At 64.4% G+C, this 17622-nt stretch carries 14 protein-coding genes, 1 rRNA gene and 1 riboswitch; of the genes, 12 read left to right on the top strand and 3 right to left on the bottom strand.

Going from position 1 to position 17622, the window contains the following annotated elements; translation table 11 throughout:
* The first annotated feature begins 96 nt into the window (after positions 1-96).
* The 7 genes from ACE191_RS11240 to ACE191_RS11210 all read left to right on the top strand — a co-directional run bounded on the left by ACE191_RS11240 (position 97) and on the right by ACE191_RS11210 (position 7090).
* A complete protein-coding gene (locus ACE191_RS11240) occupies positions 97-1113 on the top strand; it encodes an NAD-dependent epimerase/dehydratase family protein (RefSeq protein ID WP_400192321.1) in 1017 nt (338 codons plus the stop codon).
* 88 nt (positions 1114-1201) lie between these two features.
* Positions 1202-2599, top strand: a complete 1398-nt coding sequence (locus ACE191_RS11235) for a tetratricopeptide repeat protein (RefSeq protein WP_400192320.1) — start codon at positions 1202-1204, stop codon at positions 2597-2599.
* 215 nt (positions 2600-2814) lie between these two features.
* Positions 2815-3648: a phosphosulfolactate synthase gene (locus tag ACE191_RS11230; protein ID WP_400192319.1), complete on the top strand. Its 834-nt coding sequence runs from the start codon at positions 2815-2817 to the stop codon at positions 3646-3648.
* Between the two features lie 270 nt (positions 3649-3918).
* Positions 3919-4734 carry a T9SS type A sorting domain-containing protein gene (locus tag ACE191_RS11225; RefSeq protein ID WP_400192318.1) on the top strand — a complete coding sequence of 272 codons (816 nt, stop codon included), beginning with the start codon at positions 3919-3921 and terminating at the stop codon, positions 4732-4734.
* A 98-nt stretch (positions 4735-4832) separates the two neighbouring features.
* Positions 4833-4992, top strand: a riboswitch (cobalamin riboswitch).
* 162 nt (positions 4993-5154) lie between these two features.
* Positions 5155-5541: an acyl-CoA thioesterase gene (locus ACE191_RS11220; RefSeq protein WP_400192317.1), complete on the top strand. Its 387-nt coding sequence runs from the start codon at positions 5155-5157 to the stop codon at positions 5539-5541.
* Between the two features lie 73 nt (positions 5542-5614).
* Entirely contained in the window at positions 5615-6265 is a 651-nt protein-coding gene (locus ACE191_RS11215) for a DedA family protein (RefSeq protein ID WP_400192316.1), read from the top strand.
* A 90-nt stretch (positions 6266-6355) separates the two neighbouring features.
* Positions 6356-7090: a shikimate dehydrogenase family protein gene (locus ACE191_RS11210; RefSeq protein WP_400192315.1), complete on the top strand. Its 735-nt coding sequence runs from the start codon at positions 6356-6358 to the stop codon at positions 7088-7090.
* Between the two features lie 194 nt (positions 7091-7284).
* Here the strand turns inward: ACE191_RS11210 and ACE191_RS11205 are convergent, their stop codons facing one another.
* The 3 genes from ACE191_RS11205 to ACE191_RS11195 all read right to left on the bottom strand — a co-directional run bounded on the left by ACE191_RS11205 (position 7285) and on the right by ACE191_RS11195 (position 12048).
* A complete protein-coding gene (locus ACE191_RS11205; RefSeq protein ID WP_400192314.1) occupies positions 7285-9885 on the bottom strand; it encodes a TonB-dependent receptor domain-containing protein in 2601 nt (866 codons plus the stop codon).
* Between the two features lie 409 nt (positions 9886-10294).
* A complete protein-coding gene (locus ACE191_RS11200) occupies positions 10295-11110 on the bottom strand; it encodes an ABC transporter permease (protein ID WP_400192313.1) in 816 nt (271 codons plus the stop codon).
* Entirely contained in the window at positions 11107-12048 is a 942-nt protein-coding gene (locus ACE191_RS11195; protein WP_400192312.1) for an ABC transporter ATP-binding protein, read from the bottom strand. The genes ACE191_RS11200 and ACE191_RS11195 overlap by 4 nt, the downstream gene beginning before the upstream one ends.
* Positions 12049-12333: 285 nt before the next feature.
* Here ACE191_RS11195 and ACE191_RS11190 point away from each other — a divergent pair, with 285 nt between their 5' ends.
* The 5 genes from ACE191_RS11190 to ACE191_RS11170 form a co-directional block, all read left to right on the top strand.
* Complete coding sequence (locus tag ACE191_RS11190; RefSeq protein ID WP_400192311.1) at positions 12334-13440, top strand: sensor histidine kinase; 1107 nt, start codon at positions 12334-12336, stop codon at positions 13438-13440.
* Positions 13441-13474: 34 nt separating this feature from the next.
* A complete protein-coding gene (locus ACE191_RS11185) occupies positions 13475-14248 on the top strand; it encodes a LytR/AlgR family response regulator transcription factor (RefSeq protein WP_400192310.1) in 774 nt (257 codons plus the stop codon).
* 338 nt (positions 14249-14586) lie between these two features.
* A complete protein-coding gene (locus tag ACE191_RS11180) occupies positions 14587-15165 on the top strand; it encodes an RNA polymerase sigma factor (RefSeq protein WP_400192309.1) in 579 nt (192 codons plus the stop codon).
* Complete coding sequence (locus tag ACE191_RS11175; protein WP_400192308.1) at positions 15146-16762, top strand: hypothetical protein; 1617 nt, start codon at positions 15146-15148, stop codon at positions 16760-16762. Before ACE191_RS11180 ends, ACE191_RS11175 begins: the two co-directional genes overlap by 20 nt.
* Positions 16763-17535: 773 nt before the next feature.
* Positions 17536-17622: ribosomal RNA gene (locus ACE191_RS11170) — 16S ribosomal RNA — on the top strand; the annotation flags it as partial.

Below are 17622 nucleotides of genomic sequence, written 5' to 3'. Positions count from 1 at the left end.
TCAATGGGTGAATGATGGAATGACGGAATGATTGAATAAGGCGCCTGCCCCAATCATTCCATCATTCCATCATTCCGTCATTCCATCATTGAAGCTATGATCTTCGTTACCGGCGGCAGCGGCTTGATTGGCTCCTACCTGATTCCGGCGCTGCGGGCGCGGGGCCTGGCCGTGCGTGCCCTCTACCGCCGGCAGATTCCGGCGCACCTGGCCGAAACCGGGGGCGTGGAGTGGGTAGAAGGCGACGTGCGCGACTCGGCCCTGCTGCGCGCGGCCCTAACTGACGTTACCCATGTGTTTCACTGCGCCGGTGTGGTGTCGTACGCCCCGCAGGATGCCGAGCTGCTGCGCCAGGTGAACGTGGAAGGCACCGCGGCCGTGGTCGATGCCTGCTTGGCCCAAGCCGGGGTGCGGCTGTGCCACGTTTCGTCGGTGGCGGCCCTGGGCGGGCTGCCCGAGCTGGCGGCCTCGCCGGTGCTCGACGAAACCGCCAAGTGGGACCTGAACGCCGAGCATTCAACCTACGCCACTTCCAAGTACCTGGGCGAGCTGGAAGTGTGGCGCGGGGTGTCGGAGGGGCTGAATGCCGTTGTCGTGAACCCGGCCGTGGTGCTGGGCGCTACCGACTGGACGCGCAGCAGCACCCGGCTGTTTCGTTATGCCTGGCAGGAGCATTCGTTTTACACTCCCGGAAGCATTAATTTTGTGGACGTGCGCGACGTGGTGGAAGCCATGCTGCGCCTGACGCTGGACCGGCCCGCCCTGCAGGGCGAGCGGTACGTGCTGAGCGCGGCCAGCCTGCCACTGCGCGACTTTTTTGCCCAGGCCGCCGCCTGCTTCGGCAAAAAGCCGCCCACGGTGGCCGTGCCGGGCTGGGCCGCCGAGGTTATCTGGCGCCTGGAGCGCGCGCGCGGCGCCCTCACCGGCTCGCGTCCGCTTATCACCAAAGACACCGCCCGGGCCAGCCGCCGGCCGGTGGAGTACCGCTCGTCCAAGGTGCTGGCGGCCACGGGGCAGCAGTTCCGGCCCCTGGCCGAAACCATTGCCTGGTGCTGCGCCGCTTTGGCGGCGCGGTCGAACTCCCCCGCGCCGGGCGGGGTTGTTGTATCCTAGGGCCCGGCGCGCCGTGGGCGGGCCCGGCAGTTAACGGCTTTGAATCCTTACAGTGGGCCGGTAGAGCAGTGAAGCAGAACGCATGAGAATGAACGAACCATCCGAAGAACGCGACGAAATCCTGGCCACCGTGCGCCGCTTTGAGCGCATGATGGACGAGGGCGAGCCGGTGTTTTTCGACCTGGGCGATTTTGAAACCATTATCGACCACTATACCACCAGCACCCAGTACGACCGCGCCCTGCAGGCCTGCGAAGCCGCCGTGGCCCAGTACCCGTTTTCCAACGAGCTGCTGGTCGACCGCGCCCAGGTGCTGGCCATGCGCGGCGAGTACGACGCGGCCCTGGCCCAGATCGACGAGGTGGCCACCCGCGAGCCGGACAACGCCGACGTGGCCGTGACCCGCGGCATCATTGCCACCCAGCGCGGCGACTTGGCCGCGGCCGTGGGCTACTTCGAGCAGGCCATTCAGCGCGCCCCCGACCGCGACGACATTTACTTCAACCTCGGCCTAGCCTACCAGCAGTGGCAGAAGTTCAAGAGCGCGGCCCGCAACTACAAGCAGAGCCTGCGCCTGAACTTCGACAACGACGCGGCCGTGCAGGAGCTGCTCTACTGCCTGGAAGTGTCGGGGCGCCTGGAGAAAAACCTGGAGTTTTTCCGCCGTTTCACCGACGAAGACCCGTACTCGGCCATTGCCTGGTACAACCTGGGGCAGGCTTACTACAAGGCCGGCCGCTACGACGATACCGTGGCCGCTTTCGACTACGCCATCGTCATCGACCCCAAGTTCTACGAGGCGCACGCCTACCTGGCCAGCACCTACGTGAGCCTGGAGCAGTACCGCCGCGCCATCGAGGAGTTTGAGCTGAGCTATCCGGCCGGGGAGCCCACTGCCGAGGCGCTGTGCAACATCGGCGAGTGCCACGAGAAGCTGGCCGAGTGGGACACGGCCCGCCGCTTCTACCAGAAGGCCCTCGACCTGAACCCCGACATGGACGAGGCCTGGTTCGGCATCGGCGTGATTCTGGACGCCCAGGAAAAATGGTTTGAGGCCTTGCACTTCTACCGCAAGGCCGTGACGTTGTTTGACGAAAGCGCCGAGTACTGGCTGGCTTTGGGCCGGGCCGAGTACCAGGTGGGCAATGTGGTCAGCGCCATTGAAGCCTACGACCGGGCCACCCAGGTGGCGCCCGACGCGCCCGAGGGCTGGATCAACTGGAGCGCCATTCTCTACGAGCAGGGCAACTTCGACGCGGCCATCGACCTGATGCGCACCGCCACCGAGCTGCAGCCCGCCGATGCCGAGCTGCTCTACCGCCTGTGCGCCTACCTGCTGGCCGCCGGCCGCTACCGGCAGGCCTACGACGTACTGGAAAACGCCTTGCTGCTCGACTTCGACAAGCACCGGATGCTGTTTGAGTTCTTTCCTGAGCTGGAGCAGCAGCGGGCCCTTACCCGCCTCATCGATCAGTACCGGAAATAAGATGGGGAACGGCCGGGCTTGAACGTCGCCGTTTCAAAGCCAGCTTGGTTAGGCTTTTACCCGCCCCGCCCGTTTGGCCGCTTGTTGCGGGCTAAACGGGCGGGGCGGTTTTTTAGCCCGGCAGTTTGGGGTTTGGGCGTACTTTTGCCGCGCCGCGTTGCGGCCGGGTCGGCGGGCCACGCCCCCCAGACCCCAAGCTTCCAAGACCCCAAAGAATGAACTACTCTCTCTCGCAGCTGCCCGAGCGCACCCAGAAACCCCGCGAACAAGGCTTCACCATGGTCATGGACAAGGGCCTGAGCGTGCGCGAAGTCGAAGACTTCCTGGAGGTGGGCGCCGCCTACACCGACATCGTGAAGCTGGGCTGGGCCACCTCCTACGTCACGGGCAACCTGCAGCGCAAGCTCGACGCCTACAAGGCGGCCGGCATTCCGGTATACTTCGGCGGCACCCTGTTCGAAGCCTTCATCATCCGCGGGCAGTTCGACGACTACCGCCGCCTGCTCGACCAGTTCGGCATGGAATACGCCGAGGTGTCGGACGGCTCCATCGACCTGGTGCACGAGCAGAAGCTGGAATTCATCCGCCAGCTCTCGGGCCAGGTGAAGGTGCTGTCGGAGGTCGGCTCCAAGGACGCCGAGAAGATCATCCCGCCCTACAAGTGGATTCAGCAGATGCGCACCGAGCTCGAAGCAGGTGCCGTGAAGGTGATTGGCGAGGCCCGCGAGGCCGGCAACGTGGGCTTGTTCCGCTCGACCGGCGAAGTGCGCTCGGGCCTGGTTGAGGAAATCCTGACCCAGATTCCCTTCGAGAAGATTCTCTGGGAAGCCCCGCAGAAAGCCCAGCAGGTATGGTTTATCAAGCTGCTCGGCGCCAACGTGAACCTGGGCAACATCGCCCCCAACGAAATCGTGAGTTTGGAAACCATCCGCCTGGGCTTGCGCGGCGACACCTTCACCCACTTCCTCGACATGGATGGGGTCGACGAGATGTTCAAGCCCGAAGTGAAAGCGCCCGGCAAGCCCGGCACCTCCATGCCGCGGGGCTAAGCGCCGACCTTTCTCGATGACCAACCAGCAGCCGGCCCCGCGCCGGCTGCTTGGTTTTTGCCCGGCTTCCGCCGCTGGGAAGAACCCGCGCAGGCAGGAGTGCCCCGGGAGCCGATCAACTAAACCTCAGCCGGACTCGGGCGGTCCGGCTTGCCCAGTCGCCGGCCGAAGCAGGGGCAATAAATCAGCCGCAGAGCAGTGCTTCCGGCCGGCTACGCTTACTTTCAACGGCGAAGGCGCGGACAACAAGGTTCGCCCAGGCCTGATTCTATGCCGACAAAACGAACCCTTGGTTTGCTGCTGTTCCTGGCCGCGCCCGGCCTGAGCCGGGCGCAGGTAGTACACCCCCTGGGGGCCGCTACGTGGCCGGTCGGGTGGGAGTCGCCGCGGCTGGCCCCGGCTTCGCTCACAGCCGCCGCGCGCCTCGACCTCGACGCCGACGGCGTAGATGACGTAGTGTTCAGCAACGACATCTTCGTGCCCCCGGGGCCCGGCACCAGCACGCGCACGTTCAGGCTGGCGCGGCTGCATCCCGGCTTCGAAATTGCCTGCGACTCCTTCGAGTTCGACAGCGCCGAGCGGTTTCAGGCCGGGCAGCTGATTGCGGGCGGGCTGAGTTGGCAAAGCGGCGGCTACCTCGACTACGAGGTGACCGGCAGCGGCGGCACCGGTGGCCGCGGGTTTTTCCGCGACGGGGTGCCGGGCTTCGTAGTAGCCCGCGCTGCCGTGGCCGGGCGGTGGCGCTACTGGTGGATTCAAGTAGAGCCCCGCTTTCGCACCGCCGCGGGCGAGGTGCGCCGGGTAAACTACTTCGGCAGCAGCAGTGGCACCGTGCTGGCCGCGCGGCCGCGCGGAGCTTCTCCGGTGTTGGCCGAAGCCTACCCCAACCCCAGCGCCGACAGTTGGCAGCTGCGCACCGATTACCGGGGGCCTTATTACCTGTTCGATGCCCTGGGGCGGGTGCGGAGTCAGGGGCAGGTTACGGGGCGCGAAACGGTAGTGCCCGGCAACCTGCTGCCGGCTGGTTTATACCACCTGCGCCTGGGCTCGGGCGCCGTACCAAGCACGACCTTGCTGAAGCAGTAGCAGCGGCGCTGGTGCAGAACCGCAGCGGACTGCACTCTGCGGGGGCCGCAGGCCGATCGGGGCGGGAGCTGTTATACTTGCAGCCCGTTCTTTGCCATTCACATTTGCTGTAGCCGGGTTTTCGCCCCTTCAGGGCCGAAACGAACAAGGAACCGTGTGCAACTCACGGGCTGACGCGCAACTGTAAGTACTCCACCGGGCGGCGGCGCCCAGGGGTGGAGTATAAGCCAGATACTTGCCCGGCTACTTCGTGATGCGTGCTTTCGCGACCTGAAGCACCCGTCCGGCCCGGGAAATTCCTGCGTTTGTCGTTGGTGGCTGAGCCGCAACGGGGCGGGCGCGTTTTGGTGAGGTCCGGGCAGAGGCTGCCGGGGCGCGGCGCCGCCGTATGTCCGCCACCATTTTTCCAGCCTCGTTGCCATGACTGACCTTGCCCAGCGCATTGCCCAAGCCGAAACCCGCATTTTCAAGGCGGTATTTCCCAACACCACCAACCACTACGACACCCTGTTCGGCGGCACGGCCATGCAGCTCATGGACGAAGTGGCCTTCATTGCCGCCACGCGCTTCAGCCGCAAGCGCATGGTCACCGTCTCGTCGGGGCAGATCGACTTTCACATGCCCATTCCGGCCGGCACCATCGTGGAGCTGATCGGGCGCGTGACGCGGCTGGGCAACAAGAGCCTGGACGTGGCCGTCGACATTCACGTCGAGGAAATGTACTCGCCCCGGCGACAGCACGCCGTGGCGGGCACCTTCACCTTCGTGGCCATCGACGAGCACAAGCAGCCCATTCCGGTGCTGTGAGCGGCCCGGCGCCCGCGGCGGTTGCCCACGTTGCCGCCCGGGCGCTTACCTTTGCCGGATAATCTTCGCCCGCATGGAAATAATAAAGGACTTCATTGACATCGTTCTGCACCTCGACAAGCACCTGGCTGAGCTGATTCAGCAGTACGACGTCTGGACCTACGCCATCCTGTTCCTGATCATCTTCGTGGAAACGGGCGTGGTGGTGCTGCCCTTCCTGCCCGGCGACTCGCTGCTGTTTGCCGCCGGCTCGCTGGCCGCCCTGCCCAACAGCCCGCTCAACGTGGTGCTGCTGATGGTGCTGCTCATTGTGGCGGCGGTGCTGGGCGACACGCTCAACTACCACATCGGCGACTACATCGGGCCACGCGTATTCCGGCGCGACTACCGCTTCCTGAAGCGCGAGCACCTGCTGCGCACCCAGGAGTTCTACGAAAAGCACGGCGCCAAAACCATCATCATTGCCCGCTTCGTGCCCATCGTGCGCACGTTCGCGCCCTTTATTGCCGGGGTCGGCACCATGAGCTACGGCAAGTTTCTGTCGTACAACGTGGTGGGTGGCGTGGTGTGGGTGACCTCGCTGACGATGGCCGGGTACTTTCTGGGCCGTATCGAGTTTATCCAGAAAAACTTCGGCGTGTTCACCCTGCTGATTATTGCCGTATCGGTGCTGCCGGTGGTGATTGAGTTCCTGAAGCAGCGCTTCGCCTCGGCCCCGCGCTAGCCGCCCGGCCGCCCGTTGCAACCTGAAACCGCCCCGGCACTTAGGCTCCGGGGCGGTTTTTTCGTTTCTTGAGGCGGTATTCCCTTGTCTATGCCCCGCGAATTTGGCTTGATTGGCCGCACGCTCCGCCATTCGTTTTCCCCGACTTACTTCAATCAGAAGTTCGAGCAGCTGGGCCTGGCCGACCACAGCTACGAGGCCTTTGAGCTGTCCGACATCCAGGAGCTGCCCGGGCTGCTGGCGCGGCGCCCCCAGCTGGCGGGCCTCAACGTGACCATTCCCTATAAGGAGCAGGTGCTGCTGTACCTGCACGAAGTGGCGCCCTCGGCCGCCCGCGTCGGGGCCGTCAACGTTATCGAGTTTGCGGCCGACGGCCGGCTCGTCGGCCACAACACCGACTACAGCGGTTTCCGCGACTCGCTGCGCCGCGCCTACCGCGGCACGGGGCCGGCGCTGGTGCTGGGTACCGGCGGCGGGGCCAAGGCCGTGGAAGCGGCGCTACGCGAGCTGGGTATCCGCTATTGGCTGGTATCGCGCGACGCGCTGGGCCGCGGCCTGACCTACCAAGACCTCACCCCCCAGGTCATTCACGAACACCCGCTGCTGATCAATACCACGCCGCTGGGTATGTACCCCAATACCGAGGCCTGCCCGGCCCTGCCCTACGAGTACCTCGGCCCCGGCCATCACCTCTTCGACCTGATTTACAACCCCAGCGAGACGGAGTTTCTGCGCCGCGGCCGCGAAGCCGGCGCCAGCACCCAGAACGGCTTCGACATGCTTTGCCGCCAGGCCGAGGAAGCCTGGCAGATCTGGAATCGGTAAGGGTCTGGGTTGTCAGTTGTGAGTTACCAGTTGCCAGTGGCGGGTTATGCGGGCGCGGGCCAATGCTAAGCCGCAAGCGTCCAGCAAGCTGATGCAAAGCAAAACCGCCCGAAGCCAGGAGCTTCGGGCGGTTTTGCTTGCGTGGAGCCAATAGGAATGGACCTTTCTAAGCGCTCAGCTCTAAGTTCTGAAGCCTAGTTGCCGGGGCCGTTGCCGCCTTCACCGGCTTTCTGGTCGTCGTTGCGAATCGAGCGGCGCGGACGCTGGGGCTTGTTTTCCAGCTTGCCGAAGCGGTAGCTGAAGGCCACCCGCACGCCGCGGTTGAACACCTTGGTGGTGTTGGTTTGCTTGGACTGCACCGTCTCGAAGTCGTTGGTCAGGCGCACGTACTTGGTGAAGGGGTTGTCGGCGTTCAGGGTCAGGTCGGCCTTGTCCTTGAACAGGGTTTTGCGCAGACCGATGGAGTACATCTGCCAGGCCGACGAGGTGCCCTGCAGCTGAATGCGGGGCGAGTTGAGCATGCCGAAGAACTGCAGGCTCAGGCCCTTGTCGAACTTATAACCCGAGTTCAGGTTGGCCGAGTACACCACGCCGCTGTTGGAGGTGTTGAGCGCGGCGCTGTTCAGGTATACGTAGTAGATGCTCACGTTGCCGCTGATGTCCCACTTCGGCACCGGCTTCACCGAGCCGAACAGGTTGGTGCCGTAGGTTTGGTTGCGGGCAATGTTGCCGTAGGTGGTTTCTACCAGGGTAATGGCATTGCCCGCCGGATCGGTGCCGGCGCGGGTTTCGCGCTTGGCCTCAATGGCGTTGTTGGTGATGCGCGAGTAAGCCGTGAGGTTGATGACCGAGCCCTTTACGAAGGTGTTCCAGTTCACTTCGTAGTTGTCTGAGTACTCGGCGTTCAGCTTGGGGTTGCCGCGCTGCAGGTTGTAGGGGTCGGTCTGGTTGGGGTAGGGGTTCAGGTAGAAAATGCTGGGGCGCTGGATGCGGCGCGAGTAGCTCAGGCGCAGCGTCGAGCCCTGCTGCTTGAGGTTGCGCGTGAGAGCCACGTTGGGCAGCAGGTTGGTGTAGCTGGTGCTGAACCGGTCGTCCTGGCCCTGGAAGTTGCCGCCCAGCTCGGTGCGCTCCACGCGGCCGCCCAGGCGCACGTTGTACTTCTTGCCCAGGGAGGTGGCGTAGGTGGCGTAGCCGGCCTGCACGTCCTGGTTGTAGCTGTACACGTTGGTGCGCGTGGGGTCCAGGGTCAGCTCGCCGCCGTTGCGGGCGTTCAGCAGGCGGAAGTCGCTGGTCACGTCGCGCAGGATGATTTTACCGCCTACTTCCACCGTTTGCTTGTCTGAGAGCGGGTGCACGTAGTCGGTCTGCAGGGTGTTTTCCTGGTTGGTGGCCTCGTTGGGGCTGTACTCGCGGTAGTAAGGGTTTACGTGCGGCGCGTACAGGCCGAACTCGTCCACGTCGTAGGAGCTGTTGCGGCGGTTGCGGTTGTGCTGGGCCAGCACCGTCCACTCGCGGCGGCTCTGCTGGCCGAAGCTGCGGGTGTAGGAGCCGGTGAGGTCGTAGCTGTAGGTGCGGAACTTCTGCAGCAGCTCCCGCTCGAAGTTGTTGCGCTGGCTGGTGGGCGCGCCCTGCTCCAGGTAGTACTGGCTCACCACGTCCACGTCGAACTGATTGCGGAACACGTTGCCGTTCAGCGACAGGTTGAAGGCGTGGTTGGGGGCCGGCTCGTAATCCAGCCCGATGCGGCCGTTGCCGCCGCCGCCGCCGCCGTTGCCGTCGTTGCGCTGCATCAAATAGCCGGTGGTGGCCACGTTCTGCGGCCCGTCGGGCGTTTGCACCACGCCCGTCGCGTTGCGGTCGACGCGGTCGACGCCCTGCACGCCGGGGGCGTAGAAGGCCCAACCGTTGAGGGCCGACGAAATGCCCAGCTTGCCGCGGCGCACGTTCAGGGCCAGGTTGCCGTTGGAGTTGCGGGTGCCCAGGGCCAGGCCCACGTTGCCGTTGATGCCCTGCAGGTTGTTTTCCTTGAGCACGATGTTGATGATGCCCGCCGAGCCCTCCGAGTCATACTTGGCCGAGGGATTGGTAATCACCTCCACGTTCTTGATCTGGTCGGCCGGCAGCTGCTTCAGGGCCTGGGCCACGTCGTTGGCCACCACGGCCGAGGGCTTGCCGTTGATGAGCACGCGCACGTTGCCCGAGCCGCGCAGCTGCAGGTTGCCGTCGGGGTCCACGCTCACCATGGGGGCCTTGCGCAGCACGTCGGCGGCGGTACCGCCTTTGTTGGTGGCGTCCTGGGCGGCGTTGTACACCAGCCGGTCGGGCTTGCTTTCCACCACCGGCCGCTCCCCGGTCACCGTCACCTCACCCAGCTGCTTGGCCTCCGAGGCCAGGCTCACGTTGCCCAGGTCGAGGGTCATCTTGCCCTCGCTGAGCGTGATGGGCTGCACCTGGCTGCCGTAGCCGATAAAGCTGATGGACAAGCGGTAGGAGCCCGGCGCGAGGCCTTTCAGCGTGAAGCGTCCCTTGTCGTCGGCCACGGTGCCGTCGAGGGGCTTTTCGCCGGTGGCGGGCAGTAGGGCCACGGTGGCAAACTCCACGGGCTGCTTGGTGGTGCCGTCGAGCACCGTTCCGCTGATGCGGCCGTTGCCGCGCGGGGCGGGACTGGTGGCCAGCGCGGCCGGAGCACCGGGGGCGCCGGCCGCGGGGCGGGCTGCCGGGGCGGGAGCCTGGGCCAGGGCAGAACCGGAAAGCAGGCTGGACGAGGCCAGCATGAGCAGTACGGTGTTTTTCATACGATGGGAGGGAAGTGAGAAGCGAGAGTAGGAGGGGGCGACGAGGCAGCGCTGCACGCGGCCGGGTATCGTCAGTCGGGGTGGCCGGCTCACGTAGGAGCCAGGAAAAAAAGCGCGAAACGAAGCTGCTAGCGGAATAATTGAGCAGGCGATAAAGCCATCAGGACAAACAATCGGCGGAAGTAATTGACGGAGTAGGCAAGCTGGGTGGGCTTGGGCGCTGCAAAGGACCGAAGTCGGGCGGGCTTTTCCATCACCCAATGATGTGGGGTTGGGAAATCTGCCTGCGGCAAAGGTCACGTTGGCTAGCTCCGGGGTTGCACTGGGGGAAGGAGAATTTGGGCGAAAAACGGGCAAGCCCCTGAAGCTGCCCGGCTTAGCGAACCTGCCCTCGGATCCTGGCTCGGCCTTACTGCTCGGCCCGGCGGCGCAGCAGCCCGAAGCCCACCAGCAGGGCCAGCGCAAACCAGCCCAGGGCCAGCCAGTGCGCCTCACCCAGCGCGGCCGGCACCTGCAGGCGGCTGCCACTGGTGGCTACGTCGCGCAGCGACAAAAGCGGGGCGGCGTAGGGGATCCAGGCAATGTGCTCCCAGCGCATGAGCGTGAGGGTCGCTACGACGGCCCCCATGCCCAGGGCCACCGGCAGCACGAACGAGCGCCACCACAAGCTGGCCACGTACTGAATGCCCAGCAGCCCCAGCGTAGCCAGGTAGGTGTGCGCTAGCAGCGTGGCCGCGGGCAGCAGGGGCAGGGCAAAGTCGGCGAAGAGCAGGCCGGGGCGCAGCACGCCCAGCAGCAGGCCCGAGGCCAGCAGCAGCAGTGCGTAGCTGACCTGGGCCAGCAGGTTCAGGCCCAGCAGCAGCAGCAGCTTGCTGCCCAGCAGGGTGCCGCGGCCCAGAGGCTGGGCGTACAGGTGCTTCCAGGCCGCCGCCTTGTTTTCGACGTGCAGCAGCAGGCTGGTGAGCAGCACCACGAACAGCGGCAGCAGCAGCCCGGTGGCCGTGCGCCAGCTGTGCAGCACGTAGTCGGGCCAGGGGTTCTGCCCGGGCTTGAGCAGCTGGTGGCCCTTGAAAAAGTAAATCAGAAATGACAGCGCCACGGGCAGGGCGCCGCTGACCAGACTCAGCCAGAGCGCGGCCGTGTTCTTGAGCTTAAGCGTGTCGGCCGACAGGGCGCGGCCCAGCTGCTGCAGGGCCGAAGGGCGGGAGGTGAGGGCGTGGTTCATTGGGGCAGAGCGGTTGACCGGGCCGGGGTGGCCGTCAGGTGCAGGAAGGTTTGCTCGAGGCTGGGCTGCTGGCGGCTGAGGCCGTACACGGGCTGGCCCGCGCCCACCAGCTGCTGCGCCAGGTAAGCCATGTGCTCGGGCGAGTGGTAGGGCAGGGCCAGCGTACCCGCGGCCAGCACCTCGGCGTCGGCCAGGTCCAGCGGCAGCAGGTTGCGGCAGCGGGCCGCGTCGTCGGTTTCGATGAGCACCCGCGCCTGGCCGTGCTGGTGGCGCTGCAGCTCGGCCACGCTACCCTGGAACAGCAGCCGGCCCTGCTGGATGACGCCCACGTGGGTGGCCACGCGCTCAATCTCGCTGATGAGGTGGCTCGACAGCAGGATGGTTTTGCCGTGCTCCCGCTGCAGGCGCTGCAGCAGCGCGCGCATTTCGCTGATGCCCTGCGGGTCCAGGCCGTTGGTGGGCTCGTCGAGGATCAGCAGTTCGGGGTCGGGCAGCAGGGCCAGAGCCAGCCCCAGCCGCTGGCGCATGCCCAGCGAATACTCGCGCACCCGGCGGTGGGCGTCGGCGCTTAGTCCCACCAGGGCCAGTACTTCGGCGCTGCGGTCGGCCGGCAGCCCGCGCAGTCGGCGGGTGGCTTCCACGTTGTCGTGGCCGCTGAGGTGGTCGTAGAGCGAAGGGTTTTCGATGAGGGCGCCCACGCGGCTGAGCACCTGCTGGCGGTGCTGGCTCAGGTCGTGGCCGAACAGCCGCACGGTGCCGGCCGGGGCGGGCAGCAAGCCCAGCAGCACCCGCAGCGTAGTGCTTTTGCCCGCGCCGTTGGGCCCCAGGAAACCGTAGATGCTGGCCGCCGGCACGGCCAGGTCGACGTGGTGCAGGATGGGGCGGGCGCCGAAGCGGAAGGACAGCTGCCGGGTTTCGACGAGGGTGGCTGGTTGCATAGCAGGAGGGGGGGTGAGTAGCGGCGGAACGAAGGCAAACCTAGCGGGTGCTTTCACCCCGTGGCGGCTTAATCAACCAACCCCGTCTGCGGCGGCCGCAACTCCGATTTTAGCCTTACCAATGCCCCGGCCGGCGGCCCCAACGCCCCGGCCCCCATTGGGGCGGCCAGCCGCGGCGTTGGGGGGCGACAAAGGAGCTTTGGTTGAAAAAAGGGGGCGTTTCGCCCCGGCCGCCGGTACCTTGCGCCGTTCACTCGTTCCGGCCCAGTTGGCCGCCGTTGTGCTATGACTGCTACTGGTTTTCGTCGTCTGCAACTTCTTTGGGCCCTGCAGCCCGCGGCCGGGCAGTCCGCGCACGTGCCCCGTTGGGTGCACCTGCTCTGGCTGCTGGTTTTGCTGGCCACCGACGCGCTGCAGATGTTCAGCTTTCACAAGGATGCGTTGGTTGGTGCTTCCTCCGCCGAGCTGCTGATTCGCCTGCTCTACGACCTGGTGGCCTCGGCGGTATTCTATGCCAACTGGGTGTTGCTGATTCCGCGCACGCTCAGCCGGGGGCGGCTCGGACCCTATATACTAGGAGTGCTGGGCCTTCTGCTGGCCTACGTGCCGCTGCGCGCGGCCGGGGCCGTGCTGCTGCAAAGCCTGGCGGCGCCCGCGGGGCCGTCCCCCCGGAGCACGGCCGGCTACATCATTCCCTACACCATTTTCGGGCTGATGATTGTCTTCCTGAGCTCGGCCCTGAAGGTTACCGGCGACTACCTGCGCGAGCAGCGCAACCGCCGCGAGCTGGAGCGCCAGCAGCTGCTCACCGAACTCTCGCTGCTGAAAATGCAGGTCAACCCGCATTTTCTGTTCAATACCCTCAACAACATCTTCGTGCTGGCCAGCCAGAAATCGGACCGGGCGCCCGAGGCCGTGCTGCGCCTGGCCGAAATCATGCGCTACATGCTCTACGAGAGCAGCGCCGATACCGTGCCGCTGACCCAGGAGCTGAAGCACCTGCGCGGCTTTCTCGATCTGCAGCGCCTGCGCCTGCCCGGCAATGCCGCCGAAGCCGTGGTGTTTGACTACGCCGGCGGCCCCGGTGGCGACCAGTATCCCATTGCACCCATGCTGCTGCTGCCGCTGGTCGAAAACGCCTTCAAGCACGGCGACCTCACGGCCCGGCCGGCGGTAGTCATTCAGCTCGAAATCGGCGCCAACGACGAGCTACGGTTCAGGGTGCGCAACCAAGTGGCGCCCGACGACCGGCGCCTGCCCCACGAGCCCGGGGGAGTGGGCCTCACCAACCTGCGCCGGCGCCTGGAGCTGCTGTACCCGGGGCGCTACCACCTCGAGCTGCGCACGCCCGCCGGGGAACACCAGGTGACGCTTACCTTGCAGCCCGCCTGACCCACTTGGCGGACGAGCTTTTTGCCGTGTTACTATGGAGTTTACCGCTACCCGCACCCTGAGCTGCGTGGTCATCGACGACGAGCCGCTGGCCCTCGACCTGCTGGTGGGCTACTGTGCGCAGGTGCCTTTTCTGGCGCTGAAGGGACAGTTCCACGACGCGCTGGCGGCGTTGTCGTTTGTGCAGGACCATCCCGTCGACCTGCTGTTCGTGGACATTCACATGCCCCGCCTCTCGGGCCTACAGCTGGTGCAGCTGCTGCCGCAGCCCGGCCCCCGGGTGATTTTCACTACGGCCTACGACCAGTACGCCGTGCGCAGCTACGAGCTCAGCGCGGCCGACTACCTGCTCAAGCCCATTGCCTTCGACCGGTTTCTGCAGGCCGTAAACAAGGTGCGAACCGCTGCCGTGCCGCCCGCCCCAGCCCCGGACAAGCTGCCCGAGCCGGTGGGCCCCGCGCTCCTGCCGCCGGCCGCGGGAGCAGCGGACGCGATGTTCGTGAAAAACGAGCACCGGCTGCAGCGGGTGGCCTTCGCCGACATCCTCTACATCGAGGGCATGAAGGAGTACCTGATGATTTACACCGCCGACGGGAGCAAGATCCTCACCCTGCAGTCGTTTCGGCGGGTGGAGGAGGTGCTGCCGCCCGAGCGCTTCGCCCGCATCCACAAGTCCTTCATCGTGGCCCTGGGCCGCATCGAGCACGTGGAGCGCGGCAAAGTGCAGGTCGCCGGCCGCCTGCTGCCCGTGGGCGACGCCTACCGCGACGCCTTTATGGGCCTGATTCGCACCCAAAACCTGCTGTAGAAACTAACTGCGGCGCCAACCGGACTCCGCTGTAGTTCTCAGACCGAGGCAGGGAACCGGGAAAAAATACCGCCCGTGCAACCTCCCCGGCCCAACCCGTCTCATAGGGGCGTTGGTCTGACCGGCCAGCGTCTCGTCTTATAGCTCAAGCGTATGCAGCGCCGCTACATTTACTCTCACCCCGGCCGCCCGCACAGGGTGGCTGCCAATGCCGGCCGCGCAGGTCGGGTGCCCCAATGAGCGCTCTGGCTGCGTCGTTGGCCAACAGCAGCGTTGGCAAGTTATTCGGTAGCCTGACCTCGGATGCGGCCCCCGCGGCAGCTTCTTCCGCTCCGCCCGTGAAGCCTTTGCAACCCTCCGCCAAGTGGACCGAAACCGAGCTGATCGATGCCTGCCTGGCGGGTAGTCGGGTGGCGCAGAAAGAGCTCTACACGCGCTACTCGGGCCGGATGCTGGCCGTGTGCCTGCGCTACGCGCAAACTACGTTCGAAGCCGAGGACGTGCTGCAGGAGGGGTTCGTAACGGTTTTCAACAACCTGCGTTTGTTTCGGCGCGAGTGCCCGCTGGAGTTCTGGATCCGCCGTATCATGATTAATGCGGCCCTGCGTCAGCACCGCCGCAGTGCCGCCATGCTGGCCGTGACCGAAAGCGAGTACCCCGAAACCATTGCCGACGAGGAGTTTATTCTGTCGAACTACTCCTTCGAAGAACTGCTGAAGATGATTCAGGAGCTGGCACCCCGCTACCGCGCGGTGTTCAACCTGTTTGCCATTGAGGGCTACGGCCACAAAGAAATCGGCGACATGCTGGGCATTTCCGAAGGAACCAGTAAGTCGCAATACGCCCGCGCCCGGGTAATTCTCAAAACCAAGCTGGAACGCCTCGATTACCGCTACAATGACTCCCTCTACCGATAATACCCCCGAGCAGCGGTCCACCGGCAGTCTGGAGGACTTGTTTCGCCAGAAACTCGCCGAAGCGGAAGTAACGCCCCGCGCCGATGTTTGGGACCGGCTTGACCATGAACTGCTGCTGCGCCAGAACGAAGGCTACCGCCGTCGGCTGGGTGCCTGGCGCTGGGTGGCGGCCGCTGCCTGCCTCGTAGCCACTTTTAGCGGTGGTGCCTGGCTTACCCAGCAGGGCCGGTTTGGCGCGGCCGCCGATAGCCCGCTGGCTGCCGCTTCCACTGTGCGCGCAACGCTCGGCGACGATTCAGCCGCGGCCCAAGCCAAGCCCGGTGTTGCAAGCCAGCGTCCGCAAGGCTCTGAAGCCACCATGGCCACTAGCCAACGTGCTGGGGGCCAGGTAAGCGAACCGGTGCCCGCCCGCAGCAGTGAGCCGCAAATTGCCTCCGTTGCGCAGCCCGGCGACGAAATCCCGGTGGCGGAGCGTTTCCGTCGTGCTGCAGCTGGAGTTGTTGAAGCCAATGACCAAGCCCCAACCGCTTTCGCCGGGGTTGAGCGAAGCGCCGCGGGTAGTTCACGTAGTCGGTCAGTGGCAGCTTCCACACGTTCAGCCATCGGTGAAGGGGGGGCAACCATGTCCGCAGCCGCGCGGGGTGCCCGGAGCTACGCAAGTCTAACGGGCTACCGCAGCGCCGGATCCACCGCGCTTGAGGTCAACGCTGAACAAACAGCCCGGGAGGTAGCTCATCTACAGTTTATTGCCACGCAACTGCCCCATGGTGCTTGGTCGCCCCGGCCCGACTCGCTTAAGGCCGCGTTGTTGCAGGCACCTATGCTGGCACTAGGCACTACGGTTTCCGAAACGGCAGCCGAAGAAGAAAAGCCCAATGCTGCTGCCGCTCGCAAATGGCAATGGCGGACCCAGTACGCCGCTTCCCGCTTTGACCCCAACGTTTCGGCTCTGACGGCGGCGGCTAGCTCAGCTGTGAGCTTTGATGCCATGTCGCGCAGCAACTCTTATACGTCTAAGAAGCGTCCGGAACTGGCCGCTGGCCTGGCGCACCGAGGACAGCTAGGCGGCAGTTGGCAGTTTGCCGACCGCTGGAGCTTGCTGACGGGTGTCGAGATGCGCTCAGCCTCGGGCAACACCGTGGTAGAAGAAAATCCCGCCAGTCTTTACGGACCGGGGACGCCCATGGTAGCTTATAAAGCGCCCGAGCAGCGTCTGGCTACGTACAACTTCACCTCGGCCGGGATGCCCCTGCAGGTGCGCTATGCCAGCCGCAAATCGGGCTGGTCGTTGTACGCAGCCGTAGGTGCGGCAGTAAACGTGCTGCTCCGCAATCGGCTGCAGATGGACGGGCAGGAAGTACTTGACGAAGTTACCTACAACCGCCTGCTGGCCTCAGCCCGCGGCGATATGGGCGTACAATACGCTTCGGCCAAAGCCCCCTGGAAAATCATGGTAGGTCCAGAAGCAGAAGCTGGTTTGAATACGCTTAACGCCAATGCCAGCGGCAACTGGACTGAGCGCACCCGGCCTTACTCCATTGGCTTAGCGGCCAGTATCGAGTTCGGTGCCCGCAAACCAGACGCTGTTCAACCCTAAAGTGCGCGCTGGCTAAAGCCGGGCCGGCTCGTCGCTTTTGAAGGCAACGAGCCGGCCCGACGTTTTGTAAAGCGGGTAGCATTCCTGAGAATGGAGAAAGTGATTAACCCAGTCCTGCAATTAGCCACCCACCGCGCAAACTCGCTCGCTCTATATTGCAACGACTGAGTGAGGCCGTTGCTGATGAAGCTCTTCACTAGTTCTCTACGCCGAACCAATGTGCTGATTGCTAGGGAAGTACAGGGGAGCCTAAGTAGAGAAAGACAATAACTGAATAAATAGTCCGGATCATTGAACCTATCAACACCCTCTATTGTAATGAAAGGCCTGCTCATCGTTTGGGGGTAAGAAGAAACAGAGAGACGTCAGCCCGGCGAAAGTTTTTTGAGAAAAAAGTGGCGCCGGGCTGCGAAATGTCAGAAGCCTTCTTACCTTTGCAGCCCGCTTCAGAAGGAAGAGGACGTTCAGAAAAGCTCGGCAGAAAAATTTAAAAAGTTTTTAGCTGAAAACTTGCGAAACGAAAAAAGCTTCTTACCTTTGCAACCCCGAACGGAACGACGCTCGGCAAGCAAACAAGAAGAGAGGTTGTTCAGGCAGCCGCCAAGCTGATTCAGAAGGAATTAGCACACGTTCTTTGAAAGACTGGAAAGACAATTGGTAAGACTGTTCTGCTTCGGCAGAGCAACGAGCAGCGTACAAGAATGAAGCTCGTCAAATACGGGTCGGATCAGCACTCGACATGGATCTAGTTTCGACTAGATCGACAATATACTACAATGGAGAGTTTGATCCTGGCTCAGGATGAACGCTAGCGGCAGGCCTAATACATGCAAGTCGAACGGGCGGTAGCAATACCGCTA

Source organism: Hymenobacter sp. B81 (genome assembly GCF_044628455.1).
Classification (GTDB): Bacteria; Bacteroidota; Bacteroidia; order Cytophagales; family Hymenobacteraceae; genus Solirubrum.
The sequence above is the reverse complement of the archived record's forward strand: the minus strand, read 5'-3'. Positions and strand labels throughout refer to the sequence as shown.

Bases quoted from the DNA above. Each gene is read 5' to 3' on its own strand.
- ACE191_RS11240 (WP_400192321.1), top strand. From the start codon at position 97: ATGATCTTCGTTACCGGCGGCAGCGGCTTGATTGGCTCCTACCTGATT.
- ACE191_RS11235 (WP_400192320.1), top strand. From the start codon at position 1,202: ATGAACGAACCATCCGAAGAACGCGACGAAATCCTGGCCACCGTGCGC.
- ACE191_RS11230 (WP_400192319.1), top strand. From the start codon at position 2,815: ATGAACTACTCTCTCTCGCAGCTGCCCGAGCGCACCCAGAAACCCCGC.
- ACE191_RS11225 (WP_400192318.1), top strand. From the start codon at position 3,919: ATGCCGACAAAACGAACCCTTGGTTTGCTGCTGTTCCTGGCCGCGCCC.
- ACE191_RS11220 (WP_400192317.1), top strand. From the start codon at position 5,155: ATGACTGACCTTGCCCAGCGCATTGCCCAAGCCGAAACCCGCATTTTC.
- ACE191_RS11215 (WP_400192316.1), top strand. From the start codon at position 5,615: ATGGAAATAATAAAGGACTTCATTGACATCGTTCTGCACCTCGACAAG.
- ACE191_RS11210 (WP_400192315.1), top strand. From the start codon at position 6,356: ATGCCCCGCGAATTTGGCTTGATTGGCCGCACGCTCCGCCATTCGTTT.
- ACE191_RS11205 (WP_400192314.1), bottom strand. From the start codon at position 9,885: ATGAAAAACACCGTACTGCTCATGCTGGCCTCGTCCAGCCTGCTTTCC.
- ACE191_RS11200 (WP_400192313.1), bottom strand. From the start codon at position 11,110: ATGAACCACGCCCTCACCTCCCGCCCTTCGGCCCTGCAGCAGCTGGGC.
- ACE191_RS11195 (WP_400192312.1), bottom strand. From the start codon at position 12,048: ATGCAACCAGCCACCCTCGTCGAAACCCGGCAGCTGTCCTTCCGCTTC.
- ACE191_RS11190 (WP_400192311.1), top strand. From the start codon at position 12,334: ATGACTGCTACTGGTTTTCGTCGTCTGCAACTTCTTTGGGCCCTGCAG.
- ACE191_RS11185 (WP_400192310.1), top strand. From the start codon at position 13,475: ATGGAGTTTACCGCTACCCGCACCCTGAGCTGCGTGGTCATCGACGAC.
- ACE191_RS11175 (WP_400192308.1), top strand. From the start codon at position 15,146: ATGACTCCCTCTACCGATAATACCCCCGAGCAGCGGTCCACCGGCAGT.